This is a genomic window from Mesorhizobium sp. M7A.F.Ce.TU.012.03.2.1, assembly GCF_004006095.1.
Classification (GTDB): Bacteria; Pseudomonadota; Alphaproteobacteria; order Rhizobiales; family Rhizobiaceae; genus Mesorhizobium.
The window spans coordinates 6,172,981-6,196,807 of record NZ_CP034779.1 but is presented as its reverse complement, the minus strand read 5'-3'; the positions used below and the strand labels follow the sequence as shown (position 1 = coordinate 6,196,807).

Below are 23,827 nucleotides of genomic sequence, written 5' to 3'. Positions count from 1 at the left end.
TGGCTACTACTCCCTAACGCGCCGCCCGCGCGCGGCGGCCGACATAATCTTCCACCATTTTCAGGTCGGATGGAAGTACCGTGTATTTTTCCTCCGCTGTCATCAACCCGCCTAGCCATGCAGGCAGGGCGGGCGAGACGCCGCTGGCGGCTTCGACAGCGGCCGGAAATTTTGCCGGGTGTGCGGTGCCCAGCACCACCATCGGCACGGCGCCCGCCGCCTTGCCTGCCGCGACATGCACGGCTGCCGCGGTGTGCGGATCAAGCAGATAGTTGCTGGCCGCGAGCGTCGAGCGGATGGTGGCGGCAACCTCGTCCATATCAGCCCTGCCGGCGTCGAATTCGGACCGCATGCTGGCGATTTGCTGGGTTTCGATGGTGAAAGCGCCGGACTGCTTCAGACCGTCCATGTAGCGCCGCACAGTCGCGGCGTCACGGCCGGAGGCCTCGAACAGCAAGCGTTCGAAGTTGGACGACACCTGGATGTCCATCGACGGCGAGGTGGTCGCAAAGACGCCTTTGGTGCGGTATTCGCCGGTCGCGAAGGTGCGCGCCAGGATGTCGTTGTCGTTGGTGGCGATGACCAGCCGTTCGATCGGCAGGCCCATCTTCTTGGCGGCGTAGCCGGCGAAGATATCGCCGAAATTGCCGGTCGGCACGGTGAAGGAGACCGGCCTGTCCGGTGCGCCGAGCGACAGCGCCGAGGAGAAATAATAGACGATCTGGGCCATGATGCGGGCCCAATTGATCGAATTGACGCCCGAAAGCGCAACCCGGTCGCGAAAGCCGTGATCGTTGAACATGTCCTTGAGCAGGCCCTGGCAATCGTCGAAATTGCCTTCGATCGCCAGCGCATGGACGTTTGCAGCCGTCGACGCCGTCATCTGCCGCTGCTGCACCGGCGAGACGCGGCCGTGCGGGAAAAGGATGAAGATGTCGGTCCGGCTGCGACCGGCAAAGGCATCGATGGCCGCCCCGCCGGTATCACCCGAGGTCGCCCCGACGATGGTGGCGTGCTGATCGCGTTCGGTAAGCACATGGTCCATCAGCCGGGCCAAAAGCTGCATCGCCACATCCTTGAAGGCGAGCGTCGGCCCGTGGAAGAGTTCCAGGATGAAGGTGTTGGGGCCGGTCTGCACCAGCGGGCAAACGGCCTCGTGGCGGAAGGTGGCATAGGCTTCGCGCACCAGCCGCTCGAAAACGGGGGCCGGGATTTCGTCGCCAAGGAACGGCGACAGCACGCGGATGGCAAGGTCGGGATAGGCAAGGCCGCGCATGGCGCGGATCTCGGCGGCGGAAAACTGTGGCCACTCGCGCGGCACGTAGAGCCCGCCGTCGCGCGCCAGCCCGGCTAGCACGGCGTCGGAAAATCCAAGAACGGGGGCTTCCCCGCGGGTACTCACATAGTGCATGTCACAATTCCGTTATTGCTTGGCTTTCCATCCACCGCAAGGTGGTTAATTTCTGCGCTGGCTCAGTCGCATTTTTGCCGCGCGGTTGATATACGTCACCAGCTTTGCGAGAGGGAAGTGCAGTTTCATGGCGTTTCGTACATTCAGTGGTCGCTTTTTGGCGGGTCTTGCGCTCACCGGCTTTATGCTTGCCGCCGCCGGCTGCCAATCGGGCGACAATGGCATCCTGAACCTCGGCATAGGCAAGAAGGAGGACCCGACGGCGCCACCGCCGCCCCAGGATCCCAAGATACTGGCCAGCCAGTTGCAGGCCTATTGCCCTCGGGTGATGGTGCGCGACGGCACGGCTTTCTTCAATACCTATTCCAAGGAAGCTCAGAAGCCCAAGCCCAGGATCAAGAAGACCGGCGACGCCGCGCAGGATGCCGCAGCCCAGGCCGAGGCTGACGCCGCAGCTGCAACTCCGCCCGACGAATCGGCCAACATCATCTACCAGGCATCGGTCAGCGACGTGACACGCGACTGCAGCCGTGCCAACGGCCAGCTGACGATGAAGATCGCGGTCGCCGGCAAGATTGTCCCCGGACCGAAGTTTTCTCCAGGCACGATCACCATGCCGATCCGAACGGCTGTGATGCATGGCACCGAGGTCCTCTATTCGCAGCTCCACCAGTATCAGGTCCAGGTCACCGATCCTTCGGTCGCCACGCAGTTCGTCTTCACCGATTCCAATGTCGTCGTGCCCGAGCCGACGGCGCAGGATTATCAGGCCTTTGCCGGCTATGACGAAACCGCGCATCAGGCAACGGCCGACAAGCCGAAGAAGACCCGCCGCAAGAGGGCTGCCGCGACGAACTAGGTCTCGGCAGTTGCATGAGGCGTGCGTCGCGGCGCACGCTTCTCAGGCGTCCGACCACTCCGACAGCGCTGCGATCACGCTTTTCAGCTCCGCCCAGCGGCGGATCACCGTTTCGGCGCCGGCCTCGGTGAGCGCGTCGGCATGGCCGGGATAGCTGTGGGCGGCTCCGGTGAAGCCGATCACCCGCATGCCCGCCGCCCTTGCGCCGTGGACGCCGTGCACGGAATCCTCGATGACGAAAGTGTTCGCCGGGTTGGCGTTGAGTTTCTCCGCCGCGAACAGGAACACGTCCGGCGCCGGTTTCGTTTTCCCGGTCGGTGTTTCCATCGCCGAAAAAATCCGGTCGGCGAAAAACGGCAAAAGATGCACCTTCTCCAGCATGAATTCGATCCGCTCGGAGCGTGAATTCGAGCAGACGCAGCGCGGCACGGTTACCGCGGCAACGGCCTCGCGCGCGCCATCGATGGCGCGGACGTCGCTGCGCAGTTTGCGGTCGACCAATTGTTCCTCCCTGTCGATCAGAGAGGCCTGGAAGGGGATGCGGGACTTTTCCTCGACCCGCAGCATGATGTCCTTGAAGGTCAGGCCGGCATAGCTCTCCGAAATCTCCTCAGCCGATATCTCGTATCCTGCCAAGGTCAAAAGCTCGGCGTCGACACGGGCGGCGATGATCTCGGAATCGACGAGCACGCCGTCGCAATCGAAGATGACAAGGTCTGGCTGGGGCATGGTGATCCGGACAATGGGAGGGCGAAGCGGCCTCGGAAGGCTCAGGCGGCGCGGCATACACCAACAGGGCCGCCTTCGCAAATTCGCCCCACCCGTGCCTTGGCCTTCACGGAATATTTACGCTGATCGGTAACCATAACCAGGAGTAAACAGTAACGCGTGCCCTGGGTGTCAGAATGTCTGCCGTGCGTCTTCTCGACGAGCTATCCCACGCCCCCCAGCAATCCGAATGGCTGGACACGATCCTCAAGGGCGACTGCGTCGCCGCGCTCGACCGGCTGCCCGAAAAATCGATCGACGTCATCTTCGCCGATCCGCCCTACAATCTGCAGCTCGACGGCGACCTGCACCGCCCCGACCAGTCGAAGGTCGACGCCGTCGATGACGAATGGGACCAGTTCGAGAGTTTCGAGGCCTATGACGCTTTCACGCGGGCCTGGCTGCTGGCGGCGCGCCGGGTGCTGAAACCCAACGGCACCATCTGGGTCATCGGCTCCTATCACAACATCTTCCGTGTCGGCGCCAAGATGCAGGATCTCGGCTTCTGGATCCTCAACGACGTCGTCTGGCGCAAGACCAACCCGATGCCGAATTTCCGTGGCCGCCGCTTCCAGAACGCGCATGAGACGATGATCTGGGCCACCCGCGACCAGAAGGGCAAGGGCTATACCTTCAACTACGAAGCCATGAAGGCGTCCAACGACGATATCCAGATGCGCTCCGACTGGCTGTTTCCGATCTGCACCGGCGGCGAGCGGCTGAAGAACGACAATGGCGACAAGCTGCACCCGACGCAGAAGCCGGAAGCGCTGCTTGCCCGCATCATGATGGCCTCGACCAAACCTGGCGACATCGTGCTCGATCCCTTTTTCGGCTCCGGCACCACGGGCGCGGTGGCCAAGCGTCTCGGCCGCCATTTCGTCGGCATCGAACGCGAGCAGGCCTATATCGACGCCGCCAACGAGCGCATCGACGCGGTGCGGCCACTGGATGGCGCCGATCTCACCGTGCTGACCGGCAAGCGCGCCGAGCCGCGCGTTGCTTTCGTCAGCCTGATCGACACCGGCCTGATGATGCCGGGTGCGACGCTCTACGACGCCAAGAAGCGCTGGGCCGCCAAGGTGCGCGCCGACGGTACTGTGGCGATCGGCGACAGCGCCGGTTCGATCCACAAGATCGGCGCCGAAGTGCAGGGGTTGGACGCCTGCAACGGCTGGACCTTCTGGCATTATGAGCGCAGCGGCGGCCTGACCCCGATCGACGAGTTGCGCCGCATCGCGCGGCTCGGCATGGAGCGGGCAGGGGCCTGAACCCCTGCCAATTGCTTCGAATGCCGTTGATTCAAAGGCTCAACGGATCGCGCGAAGTGATTCAAATCAGGCCTTAATTCCGAGACGTTCGAGGTCTGCTTGAAGCGCCTTTGCATCGGTGAACAGCACCGATTGCCAGCCTGCCGCCTTGGCGCCATCGACATTCTTCTGGCTGTCATCGATGAACAGCGTGGCCGCCGGTTCGAGGCCGAATGCGGCGACGTGGTGATCGTAGATGCCGCGATCCGGCTTGATCATGCCGATTTCGCCCGAGATGGTGACGCCGCGTGGACGATTGAGGAAATCGAAGCGCTCGCGGGCCTCGGCCAGCGTGTCGCTGGCGAAGTTGGTCAGCATGGTCACGTCGTGGCCGCTCTCGATCAGACCGAGCATGATGGCGACACTGTCGTCATAGGCATGTGGAACCATCTCGTGCCAGTGGCGGCGGAACCCGCGGATGTTTTCCGCGTGATCGGGATGGTCCGCGATCAGCAGCGCCTCGGCCTCTTCCCAGGTGCGGCCGCGATCCTGCTCGATGTTCCAATCATGCGTGCAGACATTGTCGAAAAACCACTTTCTCTCTTCGGCATCCGGAATGAGGCGGCTGAACGGAATGTTGGGATCGTAGTGGATCAGCACTCTGCCGATGTCGAAAACGATGTGGCGTATTTCAGTCATGGGGCCTCTTTGCACTGTGTGGCGACGGCTTTTTCGTCGCGCCGGGTATCGCAGCCTCGATTGCCTTTTTCATGACAGTCGGCAGCGCCTCGCCGGAAATCTCGTGAGCGAGCGACCAGAAATGCCCGTCTGGCGCATCACCTTTGATGTGAGCGTGAAAGACTTCGAGTTGGAGAGCGAAATGCGTGAAGACATGCGCAATGCGGCCCGCATGCCGCCAGTCGGCAGGAAAGGGCGCGGCCGCTTCCGTGGTTGCCCCATCGATCCGCGCGGTCCAGCCCGTCGTCGGCACCTCGGTCATGCCGCCGAGCAAGCCCTTCTCCGCCCGTTTGCGCAGAAGGATGGCGCCGTCGGCCCGCACGGCGACAAAGGCCGCGCCGTGCCGCTGCGGCTTGTCGGCCTTGGGCAGGCGCACCGGGAAGTGCTCGGGATCGCCTGAAACGACCGCGCTGCAGTCTTCGCGCAGCGGGCACAGCATGCAGCGCGGCCGGCGTGGCGTGCAGATGGTGGCGCCGAGATCCATCATCGCCTGGGCGAAGTCGCCAGGCCTTGTCCCGGGCACCATGCGCTCGACATGGGCACGGATTTCGGGCTTGGCTTCGCTCAGCGGGGTTGCGATCGAAAGCAGCCGGGAGATGACGCGTTCGACATTGCCGTCGACAACGGCGGCGGGACGGTCGAAGGCAATCGCCGTGATGGCCGCCGACGTATAGGCGCCGATGCCTGGCAGTTCTCTCAAAGCCGTTTCCGTGTCGGGAAACCGGCCGCCACGCGCGGCCACAAGATCGGCACACGCCTTGAGATTGCGGGCGCGGGAGTAGTAGCCGAGCCCGGCCCAAGCCTTCATCACGTCCTCCGCCGGCGCCGCGGCCAGGGCCTCGACATCGGGCCATTTCTCGACGAAAATCCGGAAATAGGCCTTCACCGCTTCGACGGTGGTCTGCTGCAGCATGACCTCGGAGAGCCAGATACGGTAGGGATCAGGCCGCACGCCGCGCGCATGCTCACGAGGCGTGATGCGCCACGGCAATTCACGGTGATGCACGTCGTACCAGCCTAGCAGGCGGGACGCGATATGCCCGGATGCAGCTCTGCTGCTATCCCCGGATGCGGCTTTGCCACTATCCCAGGATACGGTCTTGCGGGTCTGGTCTGCTGGTGCCATTGATCTGTATCGGCCTGGCCGGTATCTGCTGGGGTCTTGGCTGGAGGACGTACATGGCAGGCAGAACGCCCTACGGCAATCCCGTCCCGGTCAGCGATCTCGCGACCAGGATCCTCGATCCGGTGCTGCGCAAGCGGGCTGGCATTTCGATCGGCCTCGTCCAGTCATGGGACGAGATCGCCGGCCCGCGGCTGGCCAGCCATTCGCGCCCCGAAAAAATCCAATGGCCGCGCCGTATGCATGAGGACGATCCGTTCGAGCCGGCCGTGCTGGTCATTGCCTGCGAAGGCATGGCGGCACTTCATCTGCAGCACGAGACGGGCGAGATCATCAACCGGGTCAACGCCTTCCTCGGCTTCACCGCCATCAATCGCATCAGGATCCTGCAGAAGCCGGTGACAACCGACAAAGGAAGGCGCAAACCGGCCCTGAGGCCGCTGACGGCGGCTGAGAAGACGAAATTGTCGGGAACTGTCGGCCTCGTCGACAATGATGAACTGCGCGCCTCGCTGGAGAAACTTGGCGCGACCATTATCGGGGAGAGAAAATCATAGGCGTCTTGAAGAAAGTCATGGATTCGTAGTCAATATCTCGCATTCGTGATCGCCCTTGTCAGGTTTCGCGATTGGATTGGGGATCGAGATGCCTTAATTCGCGCCAACTCTCGCCTTTTCGTGTCTTTGCATTGCAAAATCCAACCCTTGTCAGGTGATTCGTATGAACCGTCCCCCGTTTGGCCAAAGCTTGTCTCGCAGAAACGTCCTGTCTTCGCTGGCCGCCATTCCGGCGGTGGCCCTGCTCGCCGCCTGCAGCGACTCTGGCGAGGAGGCGAAGGCCGCGGATGTGAAGCCTGCGGCCCCGGCCGCCCCCGCGACGCCGGCCACGCCGGCCGCCGCCACCGCGCCGGAAGCCCAGGGCACCGTGGACATGGCGGAATTGATGAAGCCGGGTGCGCTGCCCGACAAACAGCTTGGCAAGGACGACGCCAAGGTCACCATCGTCGAATACGCCTCGATGACCTGCCCGCACTGCGCGCATTTCGCCGAGACCACCTTTCCGGACCTGAAGACCAAGTACATCGACACCGGCAAGGCGCGCTACATCCTGCGCGAATTCCCGTTCGATCCGAGTGCCGAAGCCGGTTTTATGCTGGCGCGCTGCGCCAAGGACAACTACTACCCTATGGTCGACGTCCTGTTCAGGCAGCAGGCGAACTGGGCTGGCGTTCAGAACACCAAGGATGCACTGCTGCAAATCTCGAAGCTCGCCGGTTTTACACAGGAGTCCTTCGAGGCCTGCTTGACGGACCAGAAACTTCTGGACGATGTGAGATCGGTCCAGAAGCGTGGCGCCAATGAATTCAAGGTCGACTCGACACCGACCTTCTTCATCAACGGTAAGACCTACAAGGGGGCGATGTCGATTGAGGAAATGTCGGCCATCATCGACCCTCTGCTCTGACGTCCAGTCAGCCCTGAGGCGGCGGCGCTTCGGCGTGCGCGGCTTCCGGTCGTGCCGCGAATTCTCATCGCAAAACCACGGAAATCCGCTTAGTGGGCGGCGCGAATGAAGTTTTCGCGCCTTCGCCTCCTCGGTTTCAAGTCCTTCGTCGAGCCCGGCGAGTTCGTCATCGAACGCGGACTGACCGGCATTGTCGGGCCGAACGGCTGCGGCAAGTCGAACCTTGTCGAGGCGCTGCGCTGGGTGATGGGCGAAAGCTCCTACAAGAACATGCGCGCGTCCGGCATGGACGACGTCATATTTTCCGGCTCGGGCACGCGCCCGGCACGCAACACCGCCGAAGTCACACTTTTCCTCGACAACAGTGACCGCTCGGCGCCCGCTGCCTTCAACGATGCCGACGAATTGCAGGTGTCGCGCCGCATCGAGCGTGAGGCCGGCTCGCTTTACCGTATCAACGGCAAGGAGGCGCGCGCCAAGGACGTGCAGCTTCTGTTCGCCGACCAGTCGACCGGCGCGCGTTCGCCGTCGATGGTCGGTCAGGGCCGCATCGGCGAACTGATCCAGGCCAAGCCGCAGGCACGCCGCGCGCTGCTCGAAGAGGCAGCAGGCATTTCCGGCCTGCACACCCGCCGCCACGAGGCAGAACTGCGGCTGAAGGCGGCCGAGCAGAACCTCGAACGACTGGACGACGTCGTCGGCGAGCTGGAAAGCCAGATCGAAAGCCTGAAGCGCCAGGCGCGCCAGGCCTCCCGCTTCAAGAACCTGTCGGCCGATATTCGCAAGGCCGAAGCGACGCTGTTGCATCTGCGCTGGACACTGGCCAAGACCCAGGAAGGCGAGGCGCGTTCGGCGCTGGCGGTTGCGACAGCCCTTGTCGGCGACCGCGCCGCGGCCCAGATGGCCGCCGCCAGGGAGCAAGGTATCGGCGCTCACCGGTTGCCGGATTTGCGCGACGCGGAAGCCGCCGCCGCCGCTGCCTTCCAGCGCTTGTCGATCGCCAAGTCGCAGATCGAGGAGGAAGCCGGCCGTATCCGCGCCCGCCAGAGCGAACTCGAGCGCCGGCTACAGCAGCTCGACGGCGATATCGCGCGTGAAGAGCGCATGGTCCGCGACAATGCGGACATTCTCGAGCGCCTTCGCACCGAAGAGGCAGCACTCAATTCGGAAAATGCCGGCGCCGCCGAACGCGAAGCCACCACCCGTGCGGCGTTCGAACAGGCGGCGTCGACGCTTTCGCAAAGCGAAGCCAAGCTCGCCGCGCTGACAGCCGAACGGGCCGAGGCAGCCGCCTCGCGCAACCAGATCGAACGGACGCTGCGCGACACCGCCGAGCGCCGCGACCGCTTCGCCCGCCAGCTTGCCGATGTTGACCGGGAATTGTCTGAGATACTCTCCAAGGTCGCTGGCCTGCCCGATCCGGCCGAGAAGCGGGTGCTGGTCGAACAGGCCATGGCGCTGCTGGAGGAGGCCGAGGCTGCCGTGTCCGAGGCCGAGCAGTCTGTCATCGATGCCCGCGCCACGGAAAGTTCTGCCCGGCCACCGCTTCAGGATGCCAGGGCCGAGCTGGCGCGGATCGAAACCGAAGCGCGCACGCTGGCCAAAATCCTGAATGCAGCCAGCGGCGATCTCTTCCCGGCCGTGCTGGAGCAGATCAGCGTCGATCGCGGTTTCGAAACGGCGCTGGGTGCGGCCCTTGGCGAAGACCTCGACGTGCCGCTTGACCGCAGCGCGCCGGTGCATTGGGGCGAAAGTGCGATCCAGCCCGGCGACGCGGCTCTGCCGGAAGGCGTTAAAAGCCTGGCCAGCGTGGTCCACGCGCCGGCACAGCTCGCCCGCCGCCTGGCGCAGATCGGTATCGTCGATGCCGCCGGCGACGGCCGCCGGTTGCAGTCGCTGCTTGCTCCCGGCCAGCGGCTGGTCAGCCGTGAAGGCGCGCTCTGGCGCTGGGATGGCTTTACCGCAAGCGCCGATGCGCCGACCGCCGCAGCACAACGGCTGGCGCAGAAGAACCGGCTGGCTGAGCTCGATGCCGAGGCGATACAAGCGACGCTCGTCCTGCGCCAGGCCGAGGATGCGCTGGGAGAGGCTGAACAGGCGCTCCGCCTGGCAAGCGAGGCCGAGCGCAACACGCGCCAGGCCGGTCGTGACGCTCAGCATCGGCTGGACGCTGCCCGCAATGCGCTGGCCGAGGCCGAAAGGGCCGGCGGCGAATTGCAGAGCCGGCGCGCCGCACTCGATGAGGCACGCGCCCGCATCGTCGACAGCCATGAGGAGATTTCGGCCGCCTTCGCCGAGGCGGAAATGCTGCTGCAGGACGCGCCCGATCTTGGCGATCTGCAATTGCAGCTCGAACAGTCCTCGGCCAATGTCGCCCGCGACCGCGCCGCGCTTGCCGATGCGCGCGCGGTGCATGAGGGGCTGCGGCGCGAAGCCGAGGCGCGCGCGCGCCGGCTCGATGCCATTGGCGCCGAGCGCAGCAATTGGCTGGAGCGGGCCGAAAACGCCTCGACGCAGATCGCATCGCTCGGCGAACGCAAGGCCGAGGCCGAGGCCGAACGCGAGCGGCTGGCCGATGCTCCCGATGAAATCGACGCCAAGCGGCGTGCCTTGCTGTCGCAGCTCACCGAGGCCGAGAGCTTGCGCAAGGCGGCAGCCGACCGTCTGCAGGAAGCGGAGAACCGGCAATCCGAACTGGACAAGGCCGCCACCGGCGCCATCCAGTTCCTGGCCGAGGCGCGCGAGACCCGCGTTCGCGCCGAAGAGCGGCTGACCGCGGCCGACGAGCGCCGGCTGGAGATCGAGGCGCGCATCCAGGAAACGCTGAACACGCCGCCGCATCTGGTCATCCGCCACACCGGTCTGGAGGCCGACAGCCCGATGCCTGAGATGGCCGAGATCGAGCGTCAACTCGACAGGCTCAAGATCGAGCGCGAACGGCTCGGCGCCGTCAACCTGCGCGCCGAGGAGGAGCAGAAGGAGCTATCCGACCGGCTGGAGGCGATCGTCTCCGAGCGCGAGGACATCATTGAGGCGATCCGCAAGCTCAGGCAGGCGATCCAGAGCCTCAACCGCGAAGGCCGCGAGCGGTTGCTGGCCGCCTTCGAGGTCGTCAACGGCCATTTCCAGCGGCTGTTCTCGCATCTGTTCGGCGGCGGCACGGCGGAATTGCAGTTGATCGAATCCGACGATCCGCTCGAGGCTGGCCTCGAAATTCTTGCCCGCCCGCCCGGCAAGAAGCCGCAGACCATGACGCTGCTGTCCGGCGGCGAGCAGGCGTTGACGGCGATGTCGCTGATCTTCGCGGTGTTCCTGACCAATCCGGCGCCGATCTGCGTGCTCGACGAAGTCGACGCGCCGCTCGACGACCACAATGTCGAACGCTTCTGCAATCTCATGGACGAGATGGCGGCCACCACCGAGACGCGTTTCGTCATCATCACCCACAATCCCATCACCATGGCACGCATGAACCGGCTGTTCGGCGTGACCATGGCCGAGCAGGGCGTCAGCCAACTGGTGTCGGTGGATCTGCAGGCGGCCGAGGCGATGCGCGAGGCAAGCTGACCCAGGTCGCGCTGCCTGCGAAGGGCCGTTCCGGAGCAATTCAGGAAAAGTGTGCAAGCGGTTTTCGCCCGGCAAAAAAATGTCAGGGCCGCGGACTGTGCCTGTGCGAATGATGCTTGGCCGAGGACCAGACGAAATAGAGCGATCCCAGTTTCAGCACAGGCACCCTGCGATCCCGCTCGCGATCACGCAGTTCGCGGTAGGTCTTCACCTTCAGTGTGCCCCCGGCAATCTGATTCGCAAAGCCATGATGCATAGAGCTTACGTGCTTTCTCCAGTCGACGGAATGTTCATTTCAAGCTCCTCGTTAGTATTCGAGCTCTTGGAGGGTCGATCGGGAATTGTACTGGGCCACCAGATGACGAAATATTTGCCAAACTGCCAGGCCGGGACTTCGCCCTTGTGCTCCCGTCGCCGCAACTCATGACGTTGCTTGACCTTCAACACACCACCCGGAAGCCTGATCTTGATCGTCATCGTCCCTCAATACTGATGGCGCGCTTCCTGGGTGCCGCGCCCGAAGCTTCATCTGTCCGGCCAAGGTAGAAAAAACCGCCCACTCTCGGATCGGACCGTTGCAATCCGATTTCGCCGAGTCAATGGAGCCGGGGGCGAACTCCTCTGGCTATCGGCCCCGTGCACAAAGGCTTGAGAACAGGCTCAACCTCTGCGCCGCAAGATCCAGTTCACACAGATCACGGCCACGAGGCCACACGCGATGCCGACGCAATCGGCAACCCAGTCGGACACGTCCAGATCACGTCGTATCAGCGCCGTGCCCTGGAGGACCTCGATCGCCGCTCCAACAACTGCAAGGAAGACGATCAGCCTGACCTTGCGATCAGGCCAGCCGAGCCCTCCAAGGAAAGTCATGACGGCAAAGGCGCTGGCGTGATTCAGCTTGTCGTAATGGAAACCGATATCGATCCCGTACTCCTCGAGTCCGGGTATAGGCACCAGTGCAAGGACAAGAACAGCGACAAGCGTGCTGAAAAAAGCAATCCGTTCGGCGGCTGGATGAAGTCTCATTCTGCTCCAATCTGTGCCTGCCCGCCGCGAAGGTCGAAACCAGCTCGGTATTGGCGGTTCAGGCTGAAACTCAGATCGACGGCGTTGTCTTTCAAAGCCGCAATTTTTGCTTGAGCCTTTTCAGCCAGGTCTGTTCCGCCTCATCCTGGTCTTGATGCGCCGGGACGTAGCGCGGCGTTGCCGCCGTTCAATGGATTCCCGTCTGCGTCTCGTTCAAAGAGTGGAGTGCTGAAAAGGGCTCCGCATAGGCTTTCACCATTTCGCTCATTAGAATATCCGCGCCAGTCATCAGGGGGATCAAGGTTTCCGCAAATGTGTATGTTTTGATGCCGTAAAGCCACTTCAGGTAGAGAAGGGCAGCTGACGTGCCGGAGACGCACCCAACAATGTTCATCCGGGATACGACAAGCTCTATCGGATATATGTGCGGAAGGTTCGCCTCCATGATCCTGGTGCTGGCGTCGGCCGTCACATTGCCGATGGTATCCAGCAATTCGGGGAAGAAGGGCGTGCTTATTCTGGGATGTTCCTTCCAGACGACGTCGTATCCTCTCTCAACGATCTGCTCCGCAATGCGTCTATAGATCGCCGCCTCTTGCGCGTACGACATTATGCCGTTTCGCGACAATGCCTGGCCGAGCAGCAGGATCCGTGGGTTGGCTGACGCACGGCAATGTTCATTGCCGTCGGAAAGCGCATCCCTGCAGGCTTCATCTATTACGTCGCGCATCAGCGAAGCGCCGACCTGGAATCTTGGTACGTTCTCCAGAGCATCGTGAATGGGGATTTCGTGGAGCAAAGAATAAAACTTTGTCACCCGTCTCAGATGGTGTCTTTCTATCTTGTCGGCCGCTTTCCTCAGTCGGAACGCCGGTGAAATTGTAGAGAGTCCTGCAATCAAGGCTCCGGTGATGCGCCGTCTAAACCTGGTGCCTGGCGGCCGTGACATGGTTGATATTTCGAATGGAAGGTATGACGTCAAGCCATCCTCATACAAAACGATCTTGGCTTCTGGGTATGAGTCCAGCAGTATTTTTTCCGATGGCCGGTTAACGAAGCAGGCCCAGATTTCAACCGCGGAACTCGCGTCGATGCCAATTGTGTCTCGGATCAGACGATGAATCCGGAAAATTTGCAGTTGCCCATATTTACGCTCGGACGTCAGAAGGTCGTATGCCCATATGATCCGTTTCCAGGTCCATACTGTCGACGCAAGTTCAGCAAGACCGGTCTTGAAATGCTCGGAAACGCCGGCCGTTTCATAGAGCAGAAGGTAATCCTCATGCTCCTCACCCGCCGGGAAGCTTCCATCCATTGTTGACTGGCGAAGAGAGGCAACCAGGCTGAGCAATTGCCAGCTGCCAAAGACGCAGCATATTCGAACTGGCAATTTAAGGTCTCCAGATAGGATGGAAATAACGCCGCATGTTCCGCGATCTCAACCGCAAAATTGCTTCATGTCCGAAGACCGTGTGTGGCTCGGGGCGTTTCGCCAGCTTCATAATACTGCCTGTCGTCGACCGGAAAATATCTTGCAGATATTGGCGTCCAACGCCCGAGACAGGCTGGAGTTCCGCGCAATAAGCAGGCGAATTCAGTTCGATTGAGCGGCAGAGACCTGAGATCTCTAAACATCAGGCGGCGGCAGACCGCTCATGCGGCTCGATCTTGCCGCTTCGGTTCCTGTCGGCACCAAGAGCGCGAATTCTCCCGGTTTTCGGGAAGGTCGTTGCCCGGGAAAGCGGGTTTCACTTCCATCTTTCAAAAGTAAGCTCCAGCCATGAACCGGAGCTTGATGATGACAGAGGCGGAAACCAGAATGTTTCACACGCTTGATGTGCCAGCCGGTCCGGTGCGCTGGCCCGGGATTCCGGCCGACCTGCCAAGGTATGGCGCGTGTGGCCGCACCTGCGCATCATGCCCGATGCGAAGCCCGCACTGCTCCTCGAACGCCCTTGATGCCGACGCTTCGGCGCAACTTTCCCGGTGAGCAGGCGATGGGCGGCGCCGGAAAATGCGCCGCCTGTCGGAAGGGTTGCCCGCGATCAGGCCGCGAGCCAGGCCCGGGTGAAATCCTGCTCATAGGCCTGATGCATCTGGTAGCCCATCAAGGCAGGTTTCATATGGCAGAACAGCTTTCGCCAGTAGGGCTGAACGATGATGCCGGAATCCTGCAGCATGACCTGCAGTTCCTTCATCACCGCACGGCGCTGCTCCGGATCGGCGATGGCGTTGGCCTTGTGGACCTTGGCATCGAAGTCGGGATCGGCGAACCCTGTCTCGTTCCATGCCGAACCGGTCTGGTAGGCAAGCGCATAGGTCTGGATGCCGAGCGGTCGGGCGTTCCAATTGGTGGTCGCGAAGGGATACTTCGTCCAGTCGTTCCAGAATGCCGATTCCGGGATGACGGTGCGTTTCACCTTGAAGCCCGCGTCGCGCATCTGCTGGGCGACGGCATCGGAGCTTTCCTTGCGGTAATCGGCTTCGACCGAGATCAGATCAAATTCGAAATCGAGCTGGCCGGCTTCCTCGAGCAATGCCCTGGCCCGGACCGGATCACGTTTGATCGGCGGCAAGTCGGCGTGTTCGGGATGCATCGGTCCGACATGATCGTTCTGCGCGACGATACCCATGCCGTCGGCGCCCAGTTGCAGCACCGCTTCGTTGTCGACCGCAAGCTGTATGGCGTTGCGCACGCGCTTGTCGTCATAGGGTTTGGCGTTGACGTTGCAGCGCGAGACCAGGGTGGCCGCGGTGACGATCTCGCTTTTCTTCAGGCCCAGCCTGTCGAGCATGGCGACGTCATAGGACTGCGTCTGCCCATTCAGGTCGATCTCACCGGATTCGAATGCGGAGACGGTGGCGGCCGAGTCGGTGCCGTAGTCGGTCCAGTCGATGCCGTCGAGGAACACCTCGCCGCCCCACCACGATCCGTCCGGCCGCTTGCGCACCGAGGCAGCAACGCCGACATCGAGTCTTTTAAGCTCGAACGGGCCCGTGCAAACGGGGTTGGCCGACAGTGGCGCCGCCTTCGGATTGAATGTGTGGTGGACGATCAATGCCGGATAGTCGGTCATCGCTGGGATGATGGTGATGTCGGGCTGAGACAGTTTCAGGACCACGGTGTGGCCGTCGCGAACCTCGATGGCGCCAGTGCGCGCCACCTTGGTGTCGGGATCGATCAGCGCGGTCATGCGCCCGGCCATCGAGTTGCCGGCGGCATCCTTCTCGCACCAGCGCGTGATGTTGAAGGCAACATCCGTGGCGGTGAAATCGTCGCCGTTCGACCATTTCACCCCCGGGCGCACCTTGAGCACATATTCCGTCGCGTCGGCATTGATCTCCCAGCTCTGCAGCAGCACCGGCTCGAAGGTGAAATCCGGCTTCCAGCGCACCAGCGGTTCGAGAAACTGCATGGCGATGTTGCCCATCTGCGAAACCTTGAACTTGCGCGGGTCTTCCAGCTCCATCACCTGCATGGCAACACGCACCACGCCGCCCTTCCTGGGTTGGACGGCTTCCTCGGCTCGCGCCGGGACCGGCTGACCGATGAGCCCGTAGGCAATCGCCGTGCTGGCGCCGAAGGCGCTGGCCAGCGCCAGGAACTCGCGGCGGCCAAGCGCGCCGCTCTTCGCGCCTTTCGCAAATGTGCCGATCGCGGGATGAAGAGGTCTGGATGTCATATCGGTTCTCCCATTGTTGATTTTACGCCCAAATTCGGTGGAATGCCCTTGCCGCGTCGTTGCTGGGCGCTGTTTTCTACAGGACGCAGCCGATGGCGGCGGGGCCGCGACGGCGAGGGGAAGGCAAGATGAATCTTCTGACGGCGATGCGGGTGTTCGATCGGGTTTGCCTGCTGGGCAGCCTGTCGGCGGCGGCGCGCGATCTCAACATGTCGACGACGGCCGTCAGCCGTACCATCAAGGAACTGGAAGACGACCTTGGCGTCCGGCTCATCAATCGCACCACAAGGCGTCTCAGCCTCACCGAGGCGGGCCGCGACTATGCTCCGCGTGCGCGCAGCCTGCTCGACGACATATCCGAACTGCAGGATTCGACGCGCGGCCTGCACAAGGAGACGCGCGGCCTGATCCGGGTTTCCTGCTCCAATGTTCTGGGCCACACGCGCATAACCAAGCTGGTGCCGAAATTCCTCGAAGAAAACCCGCTCACCACGATCGAGTTCGACCTCACCGCGCGTTATGTCGTCGGCATTGTCGAGGAAGGCTATGATGTGGCCATCCGCTTCGGCGGTCAGGCGGATTCCGCCCTGATTGCGCGCCGGCTTGGTGAAGTCCGCAACTATGTCTGCGCCACGCCCGATTATTGGGATGCAAACGGCCGTCCGGTCCACCCGGATGAGCTGGCAAGCCATTCCTGCGTGCTGAGCAATTTCGCCAAGCGCCTTGGCACGTGGCCATTCATCGGACCCGATGGCCCTTTCGATGCGGCTATCGGCGGGCGCATCTCGACCAACAGCGTCGAGGCCGCCTACCAGATGACTACCGCCGGTTTCGGCATCGGCAACCTGCCCAGCCTCCTGGTCGACGCTGCGATCAGGGACGGCCGGCTGGAAGTGCAACTGGATGAGTTTCGCCCCGGCTCCAGCCCGATCTACGCGCTCTATCCGCACCGCACCTATATTGCGGCCAAGGTGCGCGCGTTCGTCGATTTCCTGATCCGCGAACTGTCGGCCGACTTCACCGCCTGAAATGCTGCCCGATTGTCCATGGCCAACGCCGCCAGGGGCCTGGCGCGAACGCCAGGCCCCCTCTGCCCCCGTCGCCCGACGCGGCAGCGTCATTTCCACCAGGCGGTGGTGTCGTACATCGGTCCCGGCTCCTCGAAGAGCTTTTCGTATTTGCACAGTGCCGGCGTCTTGCCGAGCGGCACCGAAACGCCGTCCCTGAACGCCCATTCGCCACGTTGCGTCGTATCGGCCCGCACATAGCTGGACAGCGCAAAGGCCCGGTCGTGCTGCGATTTGTTGGGCGAGGAGCCGTGCACGGTAAGCAGCCCCCATAAAGCAAGGTCGCCCGGCTCTAGCACCAGCGGAACGATGGTCGCCGGGTCGATGCCGACTTTGCGCAACTCTTCTTCGGCGGTCAGGCCCTTCATCAGCTCGCCGGTTCCCTCGTCCGACAGGCCGAGATAGCCGAGCTTGTGGCTGCCGGGCACGACCTGAAGGCAGCCATTGTCCAGCGTCGCCCGATCGACCGCGAGGCCTGTTGTCACGGTGGCGTCGGCGACATTGTCGAAGGCCGCCTGGTTACGGAAGCGCAAATCCTGGTGGAAGCGATAACCCGTGACATTGGCGCCGGGCGGCTTCCAGTGCAGCTGTTGGGCGATCTGCCTTATGTCACGGCCGATCAGGCTCTCGAGCAGCTTCAGATAGTCGGGATTGCGGCGGAATTCTTCGAAATAGGAATTGATCCAGGAAAACCAGTAAGCCTGCAGCACATAGCGTTGGCCAAAGTCCGATTCAGGCAGGATCTGGAAATTCAGGTTGCCGTGCCGGAAGGTGGCGTGATGCTTGAGGCCTTCGGCATAGACCGCATCGGTTTCCTTCTTCAGCCGGATCATCTCGTCGCCGTCGACGAATTGTCGAACGACCGCGTATCCTTCCTCGCGGTACTGCTCCACCGCCTCGCGTGCCTGCCTGTCCGTCAGCATGTCCGTGACAACCCCTGTCTGTGATCCGTGTCGATCGTAACGAAGGGGTTGCCGGCGATAAGCCATCGATTTTGGCATCGACTTTCCCGATTATCGGGAAATTGAGCGGGGCGTCAAAGGTGGATTGGTCGCAATCGGCTGGTCAGATACGTGCTGCGCCGGCAGGCCCTAAAAATAGGTCCGCGGCGCGACAAGGTTCTTCTGCTGGCGAACATAAAAACAATAGAAGCCGAACGCTGCGGCAAACCACATGAAGGCCTCGCCCATGGCCAGCCGGTTGTTGGAATTGGTGAGGATGGTTAGGGCGAAGAAGACCAGTGTGGAGATGTAGCAGGACCATGCGGCCGGAGCGACGAGCTTGGCTCGCATGGCCAGCAGAACCTGCCTGGCCGACCAGGTGTAGAGAAAGGCAAAGAACGCCAGTCCGACCACCCCATAACGCACGGCAATCTCCAGATAACCATTGTGGAAGACATTGAAGATCATGGGATGATAGGTTCTGTTCTGCCATTCGGTCAGCCAGCTGGAACTGGCTCCGAAGATCGGGTGGCGCTTCCAGATATTGATCGCATCCGCCCACAGCATCAGCCTTTCCTTGGCTGCAAGCGGAACCGCGTCGCTCGCGATGGCGCGGTCGAAGGCGGGGAGGACCCCATGCCTGAACACATCCGGAACCAAGGTTTTGACGAATGCCATGGTATCGTCGGCGGTGGACGAGAAGATGTTGTGTGCCGCGACAATGCCGGCCGCCACGATCACCAGCACGCCACCCGAAACCAACAGTTCGCGGCGATGGCCTCTCGCCAGGGTCATGACCGCCAACAAGAGCAGAGCGAGCGCAAGCGCAAGCCACACTCCCTTTGAGCGCATCTCGATGATGTTGACGAGGGCAAGCAGCAGGACGGCTGTCGACAGGACCCAATGCAGGTTCTTGGTTGCTTTCCCGAGGTCCGTTCTCTGGGCCGAGTAGGCCATGAATTGCAGCGTGCAGAGGAAGATGAAACCGGCCGCCACCGACGCGTGGATGGGATTGTTGAAAAGCCACGGGGTCGGTTGGATGCCTTGAAACATGTCCGAATAGAAGGTGTCCGCCGCCAGGAAGACGAGACTGAGGATCATGAACCAGAGCACGAGCCGTGCGGGTTGCCTGACAAACAGCAGAAACGCGAAGCCGGTCGTCGCATAGAACAGCGGAAACATGTAAATGCCTTCGGCGCCACCCAACTGGTGGGTGCCGAAATAGACGATCGCCAGTCGGATGAAGACATAGAGCGACCAGCCCAGACAGAGAAAGCCGACCCAACCGATCAGCGGTTTGCTGTAGGTCCACAAATCCACTCTGAACCAGCGGATGACCGCGACCAGGGCCAGCGCCAGGCCCGCATAGCGGTAGGTGTCGGCCTCGCGCCACACCGCGGAGACCAAAGCGAGAATGGCGAATGCCGCAAGCAACAGAAGCAAGGTGTGGCGAGGCGCGTTGTCCTTGGCATCATCCAGGGCATCTCGCGGCAGAGGGGGCGGCAGCAGGACGTGATGCAGGCGGCGCAGCTCGTCGCTGGCCCGCAACACCCCGGCACGTAGCCGGCTTGGCCCGCCCAGCCTTGCGGATTTGTAGCTTCCCGAGGGACCGGCTATGCCCGAAATCCCACTGCTGGCGGCGAAGCCAAGCACGTTTTGGCGGACCGAATAGACTTTCAGGCCGGTATCCCAAAAGCGCTCGAGCGCGACGTCCCATGGCATTTTCATTACGGCGAGCGCCGACAACAGACCCTGCGCGCCCTCTCGCGTCACCAGATAGGCGGCGGCCGAGCCTTGCGGGCCATGCAGCGCACGACCGATCTCGTCGCCTTCAACCGTTTCGACGGCGCGCATGAAGAAGCTCATGCGATGGTTGGTCAGCTTGATGACGTCGAAATCCGGCACCGCCGCGATGATGGCCTCGATGCGCCGCATGGTGTTTTTGCTGAAGAGGACGTCGTCCTCGACAATCAGGCCATGGGCGCTGCCACCGGCCAGGAACGTTTCCAGCGCCCGGATATGGCTACGGTAACAGGCATATTCGCCCGAAAGGATGTCGCGCCCGCTCAGCTTGCGCGCGGCTGGAAGATCGATCTCCGTCCAGTCTTTTTCAGCAAGCGCCCGACCGTCGACGGCGGCAATGCGCTGCAAGGTCAGTCCTGCCGCTTCGGCGCTGGCGAGCAATTCGCTCCAGCGCTGGGTCTCGCGATCGAGGTTGATGGCGAAGATAGGGAGGTTCATTGAAGTTCCATGTTGAGCCGCCACCCACCTGGTCGACCTATGTATGGAAAGAAGGAGATGTTCAAGGCGACACTTTACAGATCATGTGCAAATGCTGACCCGATTTGCCGCGATGGCGTTGGCTCATCTGGATTTATGAAACAGTCGAATTATTAGCTGATCGGCTTCATGCAAGATCGCAAAGGTCCTCTCGGGTCCTATGTGTCCGGAACGGACCTTCGCGGGATGGCTGGGGCGCCAGGATTCGAACCTGGGAATGTCGGTACCAAAAACCGATGCCTTACCACTTGGCGACGCCCCAATTGCCGTCAGAGTCGCTTGTGCGGCGCGTTATTAGCAGAGCAGCCAAAAAGCACAATCCTTATGAGTGACGGTTGGAACGCTCGAATTGGGCAGGCAACGCAGCGCTGGCAAATGATATGCAGCGGGCTATTCGGACCACACCGCCATATCGTTTCCGGCTGGATCGACGAAGTGGAAGCGCCGGCCGCCGGGGAACGGGAAGATCGGTTTGACAATCGTGCCGCCGGCGCTTTCGACAGCGTCGAGGGTTTGCTCCAGATCCCTGCTTAGAGCACGGGCAGCGGCTTTGATGGCGCTTCCGCGGCATCTGCCTGAAAGCCTACGTCCAGGCCTTCGGCAAAGGCCGAATAGGTCGGCCCATAATCGGTGAACGACCAGGCAAAGGCGGTACTATAAAAAGCCTTCAGCCGGTCCAGCGTTCCACCGGTCGCGGGCATTTCCAGATAGTCGAGTTTTCCGGGCAGTTTCATGGCGCACCTGTTTGTTCACTGTATGTTCTACCCCAGAATTCCTGACTTGGCAAGTCTTTTTGCCGCATGCTGGAGCACGGCTTTGCTTAATCGATTGTAGTGGCCAGGTGGCTTTGCCGATGTCTTGCCTTTCGCACTGCAGCATCATATCGCTCCAAGGACGGACCGGCGGAACTTTCCGTTTCGCCAATCTTTCCAGTCTCCTGCAACCGGAGCGATGCATGACCAAATGGGTTTTCACCTTTGGCGATGGTGCGGCGGAAGGCCGTGCCAGCGACAGGAATCTCCTGGGCGGCAAAGGCGCCAACCTGGCCGAGATGTGCAGCCTGGGGCTGCCGGTGCCGCCGGGCTTCACCATCACCACGGAGGTCTGCAACGCCTACTACGCCAACGGCCGTATTTATCCGGCCGGGTTGGAAGCCGATGTCGCGGTCGCGCTCGATCACATCGGCCGGCTGACCGGCCGTCGGTTCGGCGACCCGTCGAAACTGCTGCTGGTGTCGGTGCGTTCGGGCGCTCGCGCCTCGATGCCCGGCATGATGGATACCGTGCTCAATCTCGGCCTGAACGACGAGACGGTCGAGGCGCTGGCCGCCGATTCCGGCGACGCGCGCTTTGCCTATGACAGCTACCGCCGCTTCATCCAGATGTATTCCGATGTCGTCATGGGCCTCGACCATGAGGTGTTCGAGGAAATCCTGGAGGATCAGAAGGGGGGGCTCGGGCACGAGCTCGACACCGAACTCACGGCGCTCGAATGGCAAGGCGTCATCGCGCTCTACAAGGCCAAGGTCGAGGAAGAGCTCGGCAGGCCTTTTCCGCAGGATCCGCATGAGCAGCTCTGGGGCGCGATATCAGCCGTGTTCTCGAGCTGGATGAACAACCGCGCCATCACCTATCGCCGGCTGCACGACATTCCCGAAAGCTGGGGCACCGCGGTCAACGTCCAGGCCATGGTGTTCGGCAATATGGGCGAAACCTCGGCCACCGGCGTTGCCTTCACGCGCAACCCTTCGACCGGCGAAAAGATGCTCTATGGCGAGTTCCTGGTGAACGCGCAGGGCGAGGACGTCGTCGCCGGCATCCGCACGCCGCAGAACATCACCGAAGCGGCACGTATCGCAGCTGGCTCGGACAGGCCGTCGCTGCAGAAGCTGATGCCTGACGCGTTCCAGTCCTTTGTCACCATCTCCGACAGTCTGGAGAAGCACTACCGCGACATGCAGGATCTCGAATTCACCATCGAGCGCGGCAAATTGTGGATGCTGCAGACCCGCTCCGGCAAGCGCACCGCCAAGGCGGCGCTGAAAATCGCCGTCGAGATGGCGCGCGACAGATTGATCACGAAAGAGGAAGCCGTCGCCCGTATCGACCCGGCCTCGCTCGACCAGTTGCTGCATCCGACTATCGACCCCAAGGCCGCGCGCGACGTCATCGGCATCGGACTGCCGGCGTCGCCCGGTGCCGCCACCGGCGAGATCGTCTTTTCCTCCGGCGACGCCGAGGAATTGAAGACGCAGGGCCGCAAGGCGATCCTGGTGCGCATCGAGACCAGCCCCGAAGACATCCACGGCATGCATGCGGCGGAAGGCATCCTGACCACGCGCGGCGGCATGACCAGCCACGCCGCGGTGGTGGCACGCGGCATGGGCAAGCCTTGCGTCTCCGGGGCCGGCTCGCTGCGTGTCGACTACAAGGCCGGCACGCTGATGGCGATGGGCTCGACCTTCCGCAAGGGCGACATCGTCACCATTGACGGCGGCAATGGCCAGGTGCTGAAGGGCGCCGTGCCGATGCTGCAGCCCGAACTTTCCGGCGATTTCGCCGCCATCATGGAGTGGGCGGACGCGGTCCGCCGCATGAAAGTGCGCACCAATGCCGAAACGCCGCTCGACGCGCGCATGGCGCGCTCCTTCGGCGCCGAAGGCATCGGCCTCTGCCGCACCGAGCACATGTTCTTCGATGGCGACCGCATCGTCGCCATGCGCGAGATGATCCTGGCAGACACCGAAAAGGACCGGCGCGCCGCACTTGCCAAGCTTCTGCCCATGCAGCGCTCGGACTTCCTCGAACTGTTCGAGATCATGGCCGGCCTGCCGGTGACGATCCGCCTGCTCGATCCGCCGTTGCACGAATTCCTGCCGAAGACCGAGGAGGAGGTGGCCGAGGTCGCCGCCGCCATGAAGGTGTCGCCGGACAAGCTCAGGCAGCGCACCGAGGCCTTGCACGAGTTCAACCCGATGCTCGGCCATCGCGGCTGCCGCCTGGCAGTCTCCTATCCCGAGATCGCCGAGATGCAGGCGCGCGCCATTTTCGAGGCGGCCGTGGAGGCCGGCAGGAAGGCCGGCGCTCTGGTGGTCCCCGAGATCATGGTGCCGCTCGTCGGCCTGGTGAAGGAACTCGATTACGTCAAGGCGCGCATCGATGCGGTTGCCAAGAGCGTCATGGAGGAAACCGGCGTCAAGATCGACTATCTCACTGGCACGATGATCGAGCTCCCCCGCGCCGCGATCCGTGCCCATGTCATTGCAGAGTCAGCCGAATTCTTCTCCTTCGGCACCAACGACCTGACCCAGACGACCTTCGGCATCTCGCGCGACGATGCGGCCTCGTTCCTGGAAACCTACCGCCAGAAGGGCATTATCGATCAGGACCCGTTCGTCTCGCTCGACATCGACGGCGTCGGCGAACTGGTGCGCATGGCCGCGCAAAAGGGCAGGGCGACGCGGCCAGACATCAAGCTCGGCATCTGCGGCGAACATGGCGGCGATCCGGCCTCGATCCGCTTTTGCGAAGAGGTCGGCCTCGACTACGTGTCCTGTTCGCCCTATCGCGTACCGATCGCCAGGCTGGCGGCCGCGCAGGCTGCGGTGCTGGTTGCGAAGGCAGGCCGCCGATAGGATCCATCCAGCT

Annotated in this window: 17 protein-coding genes, 1 tRNA gene and 1 pseudogene; 7 read left to right on the top strand and 12 right to left on the bottom strand. The window is 62.4% G+C overall.

What is annotated here, in order from left to right:
- Positions 1–13: 13 nt before the first annotated feature.
- Positions 14–1,411, bottom strand: coding sequence for a threonine synthase (thrC, locus tag EJ079_RS30730; protein ID WP_127810996.1), 1,398 nt, complete (start codon positions 1,409–1,411; stop codon positions 14–16).
- Positions 1,412–1,538: 127 nt separating this feature from the next.
- On the opposite strand from thrC, the gene EJ079_RS30725 reads away from it, so the two are divergent.
- Positions 1,539–2,270 (top strand): hypothetical protein, encoded by a 732-nt coding sequence (locus EJ079_RS30725; protein WP_127810995.1) that lies wholly within the window; start codon positions 1,539–1,541, stop codon positions 2,268–2,270.
- A gap of 42 nt (positions 2,271–2,312) precedes the next feature.
- Here EJ079_RS30725 and EJ079_RS30720 read toward each other — a convergent pair whose 3' ends face one another.
- Positions 2,313–2,999 (bottom strand): HAD family phosphatase, encoded by a 687-nt coding sequence (locus EJ079_RS30720; RefSeq protein ID WP_127268823.1) that lies wholly within the window; start codon positions 2,997–2,999, stop codon positions 2,313–2,315.
- A gap of 176 nt (positions 3,000–3,175) precedes the next feature.
- On the opposite strand from EJ079_RS30720, the gene EJ079_RS30715 reads away from it, so the two are divergent.
- A complete protein-coding gene (locus EJ079_RS30715; RefSeq protein ID WP_127268824.1) occupies positions 3,176–4,309 on the top strand; it encodes a site-specific DNA-methyltransferase in 1,134 nt (377 codons plus the stop codon).
- Positions 4,310–4,375: 66 nt separating this feature from the next.
- Here the strand turns inward: EJ079_RS30715 and EJ079_RS30710 are convergent, their stop codons facing one another.
- Positions 4,376–4,987 carry an HAD family phosphatase gene (locus EJ079_RS30710; protein ID WP_127319723.1) on the bottom strand — a complete coding sequence of 204 codons (612 nt, stop codon included), beginning with the start codon at positions 4,985–4,987 and terminating at the stop codon, positions 4,376–4,378.
- Complete coding sequence (gene mutY / locus EJ079_RS30705; protein WP_127810994.1) at positions 4,980–6,152, bottom strand: A/G-specific adenine glycosylase; 1,173 nt, start codon at positions 6,150–6,152, stop codon at positions 4,980–4,982. The genes EJ079_RS30710 and mutY overlap by 8 nt, the downstream gene beginning before the upstream one ends.
- A gap of 53 nt (positions 6,153–6,205) precedes the next feature.
- Between mutY and EJ079_RS30700 the strand changes: the two genes are divergently transcribed.
- The 3 genes from EJ079_RS30700 to smc all read left to right on the top strand — a co-directional run bounded on the left by EJ079_RS30700 (position 6,206) and on the right by smc (position 11,180).
- Positions 6,206–6,706 carry a DUF721 domain-containing protein gene (locus EJ079_RS30700; RefSeq protein ID WP_127268827.1) on the top strand — a complete coding sequence of 167 codons (501 nt, stop codon included), beginning with the start codon at positions 6,206–6,208 and terminating at the stop codon, positions 6,704–6,706.
- Positions 6,707–6,869: 163 nt separating this feature from the next.
- Entirely contained in the window at positions 6,870–7,613 is a 744-nt protein-coding gene (locus EJ079_RS30695) for a DsbA family protein (protein WP_127268828.1), read from the top strand.
- 105 nt (positions 7,614–7,718) lie between these two features.
- A complete protein-coding gene (gene smc, locus EJ079_RS30690; protein WP_127810993.1) occupies positions 7,719–11,180 on the top strand; it encodes a chromosome segregation protein SMC in 3,462 nt (1,153 codons plus the stop codon).
- Positions 11,181–11,441: 261 nt separating this feature from the next.
- Here smc and EJ079_RS30685 read toward each other — a convergent pair whose 3' ends face one another.
- The 4 genes from EJ079_RS30685 to EJ079_RS30670 form a co-directional block, all read right to left on the bottom strand.
- The gene (locus EJ079_RS30685; RefSeq protein WP_127810992.1) at positions 11,442–11,657 is read right to left on the bottom strand and encodes a hypothetical protein; all 216 of its coding nucleotides are present in this window, start codon (positions 11,655–11,657) and stop codon (positions 11,442–11,444) included.
- A 183-nt stretch (positions 11,658–11,840) separates the two neighbouring features.
- Positions 11,841–12,209, bottom strand: coding sequence for a hypothetical protein (locus EJ079_RS30680; RefSeq protein WP_127810991.1), 369 nt, complete (start codon positions 12,207–12,209; stop codon positions 11,841–11,843).
- Positions 12,210–12,396: 187 nt separating this feature from the next.
- Positions 12,397–13,599, bottom strand: a complete 1,203-nt coding sequence (locus EJ079_RS30675; RefSeq protein ID WP_245481763.1) for an alpha-2,8-polysialyltransferase family protein — start codon at positions 13,597–13,599, stop codon at positions 12,397–12,399.
- A gap of 655 nt (positions 13,600–14,254) precedes the next feature.
- On the bottom strand, positions 14,255–15,892 hold the full coding sequence (locus tag EJ079_RS30670; protein WP_127270479.1) for an ABC transporter substrate-binding protein: 1,638 nt from the start codon (positions 15,890–15,892) through the stop codon (positions 14,255–14,257).
- Positions 15,893–16,020: 128 nt separating this feature from the next.
- Between EJ079_RS30670 and EJ079_RS30665 the strand changes: the two genes are divergently transcribed.
- Positions 16,021–16,920 (top strand): LysR family transcriptional regulator, encoded by a 900-nt coding sequence (locus EJ079_RS30665; RefSeq protein ID WP_127810990.1) that lies wholly within the window; start codon positions 16,021–16,023, stop codon positions 16,918–16,920.
- 89 nt (positions 16,921–17,009) lie between these two features.
- Here the strand turns inward: EJ079_RS30665 and EJ079_RS30660 are convergent, their stop codons facing one another.
- The 4 genes and pseudogenes from EJ079_RS30660 to EJ079_RS30645 form a co-directional block, all read right to left on the bottom strand.
- Entirely contained in the window at positions 17,010–17,882 is an 873-nt protein-coding gene (locus tag EJ079_RS30660) for a phytanoyl-CoA dioxygenase family protein (protein WP_236382848.1), read from the bottom strand.
- A gap of 168 nt (positions 17,883–18,050) precedes the next feature.
- Complete coding sequence (locus tag EJ079_RS30655; protein ID WP_127810989.1) at positions 18,051–20,141, bottom strand: O-antigen ligase family protein; 2,091 nt, start codon at positions 20,139–20,141, stop codon at positions 18,051–18,053.
- A gap of 226 nt (positions 20,142–20,367) precedes the next feature.
- A tRNA-Gln gene (locus tag EJ079_RS30650) sits at positions 20,368–20,442 on the bottom strand.
- A 128-nt stretch (positions 20,443–20,570) separates the two neighbouring features.
- Positions 20,571–20,914, bottom strand: a pseudogene (locus EJ079_RS30645) (VOC family protein).
- A 221-nt stretch (positions 20,915–21,135) separates the two neighbouring features.
- Here EJ079_RS30645 and ppdK point away from each other — a divergent pair.
- Positions 21,136–23,814 carry a pyruvate, phosphate dikinase gene (gene ppdK, locus EJ079_RS30640; protein WP_127395676.1) on the top strand — a complete coding sequence of 893 codons (2,679 nt, stop codon included), beginning with the start codon at positions 21,136–21,138 and terminating at the stop codon, positions 23,812–23,814.
- The last annotated feature ends 13 nt before the right edge of the window (positions 23,815–23,827 follow it).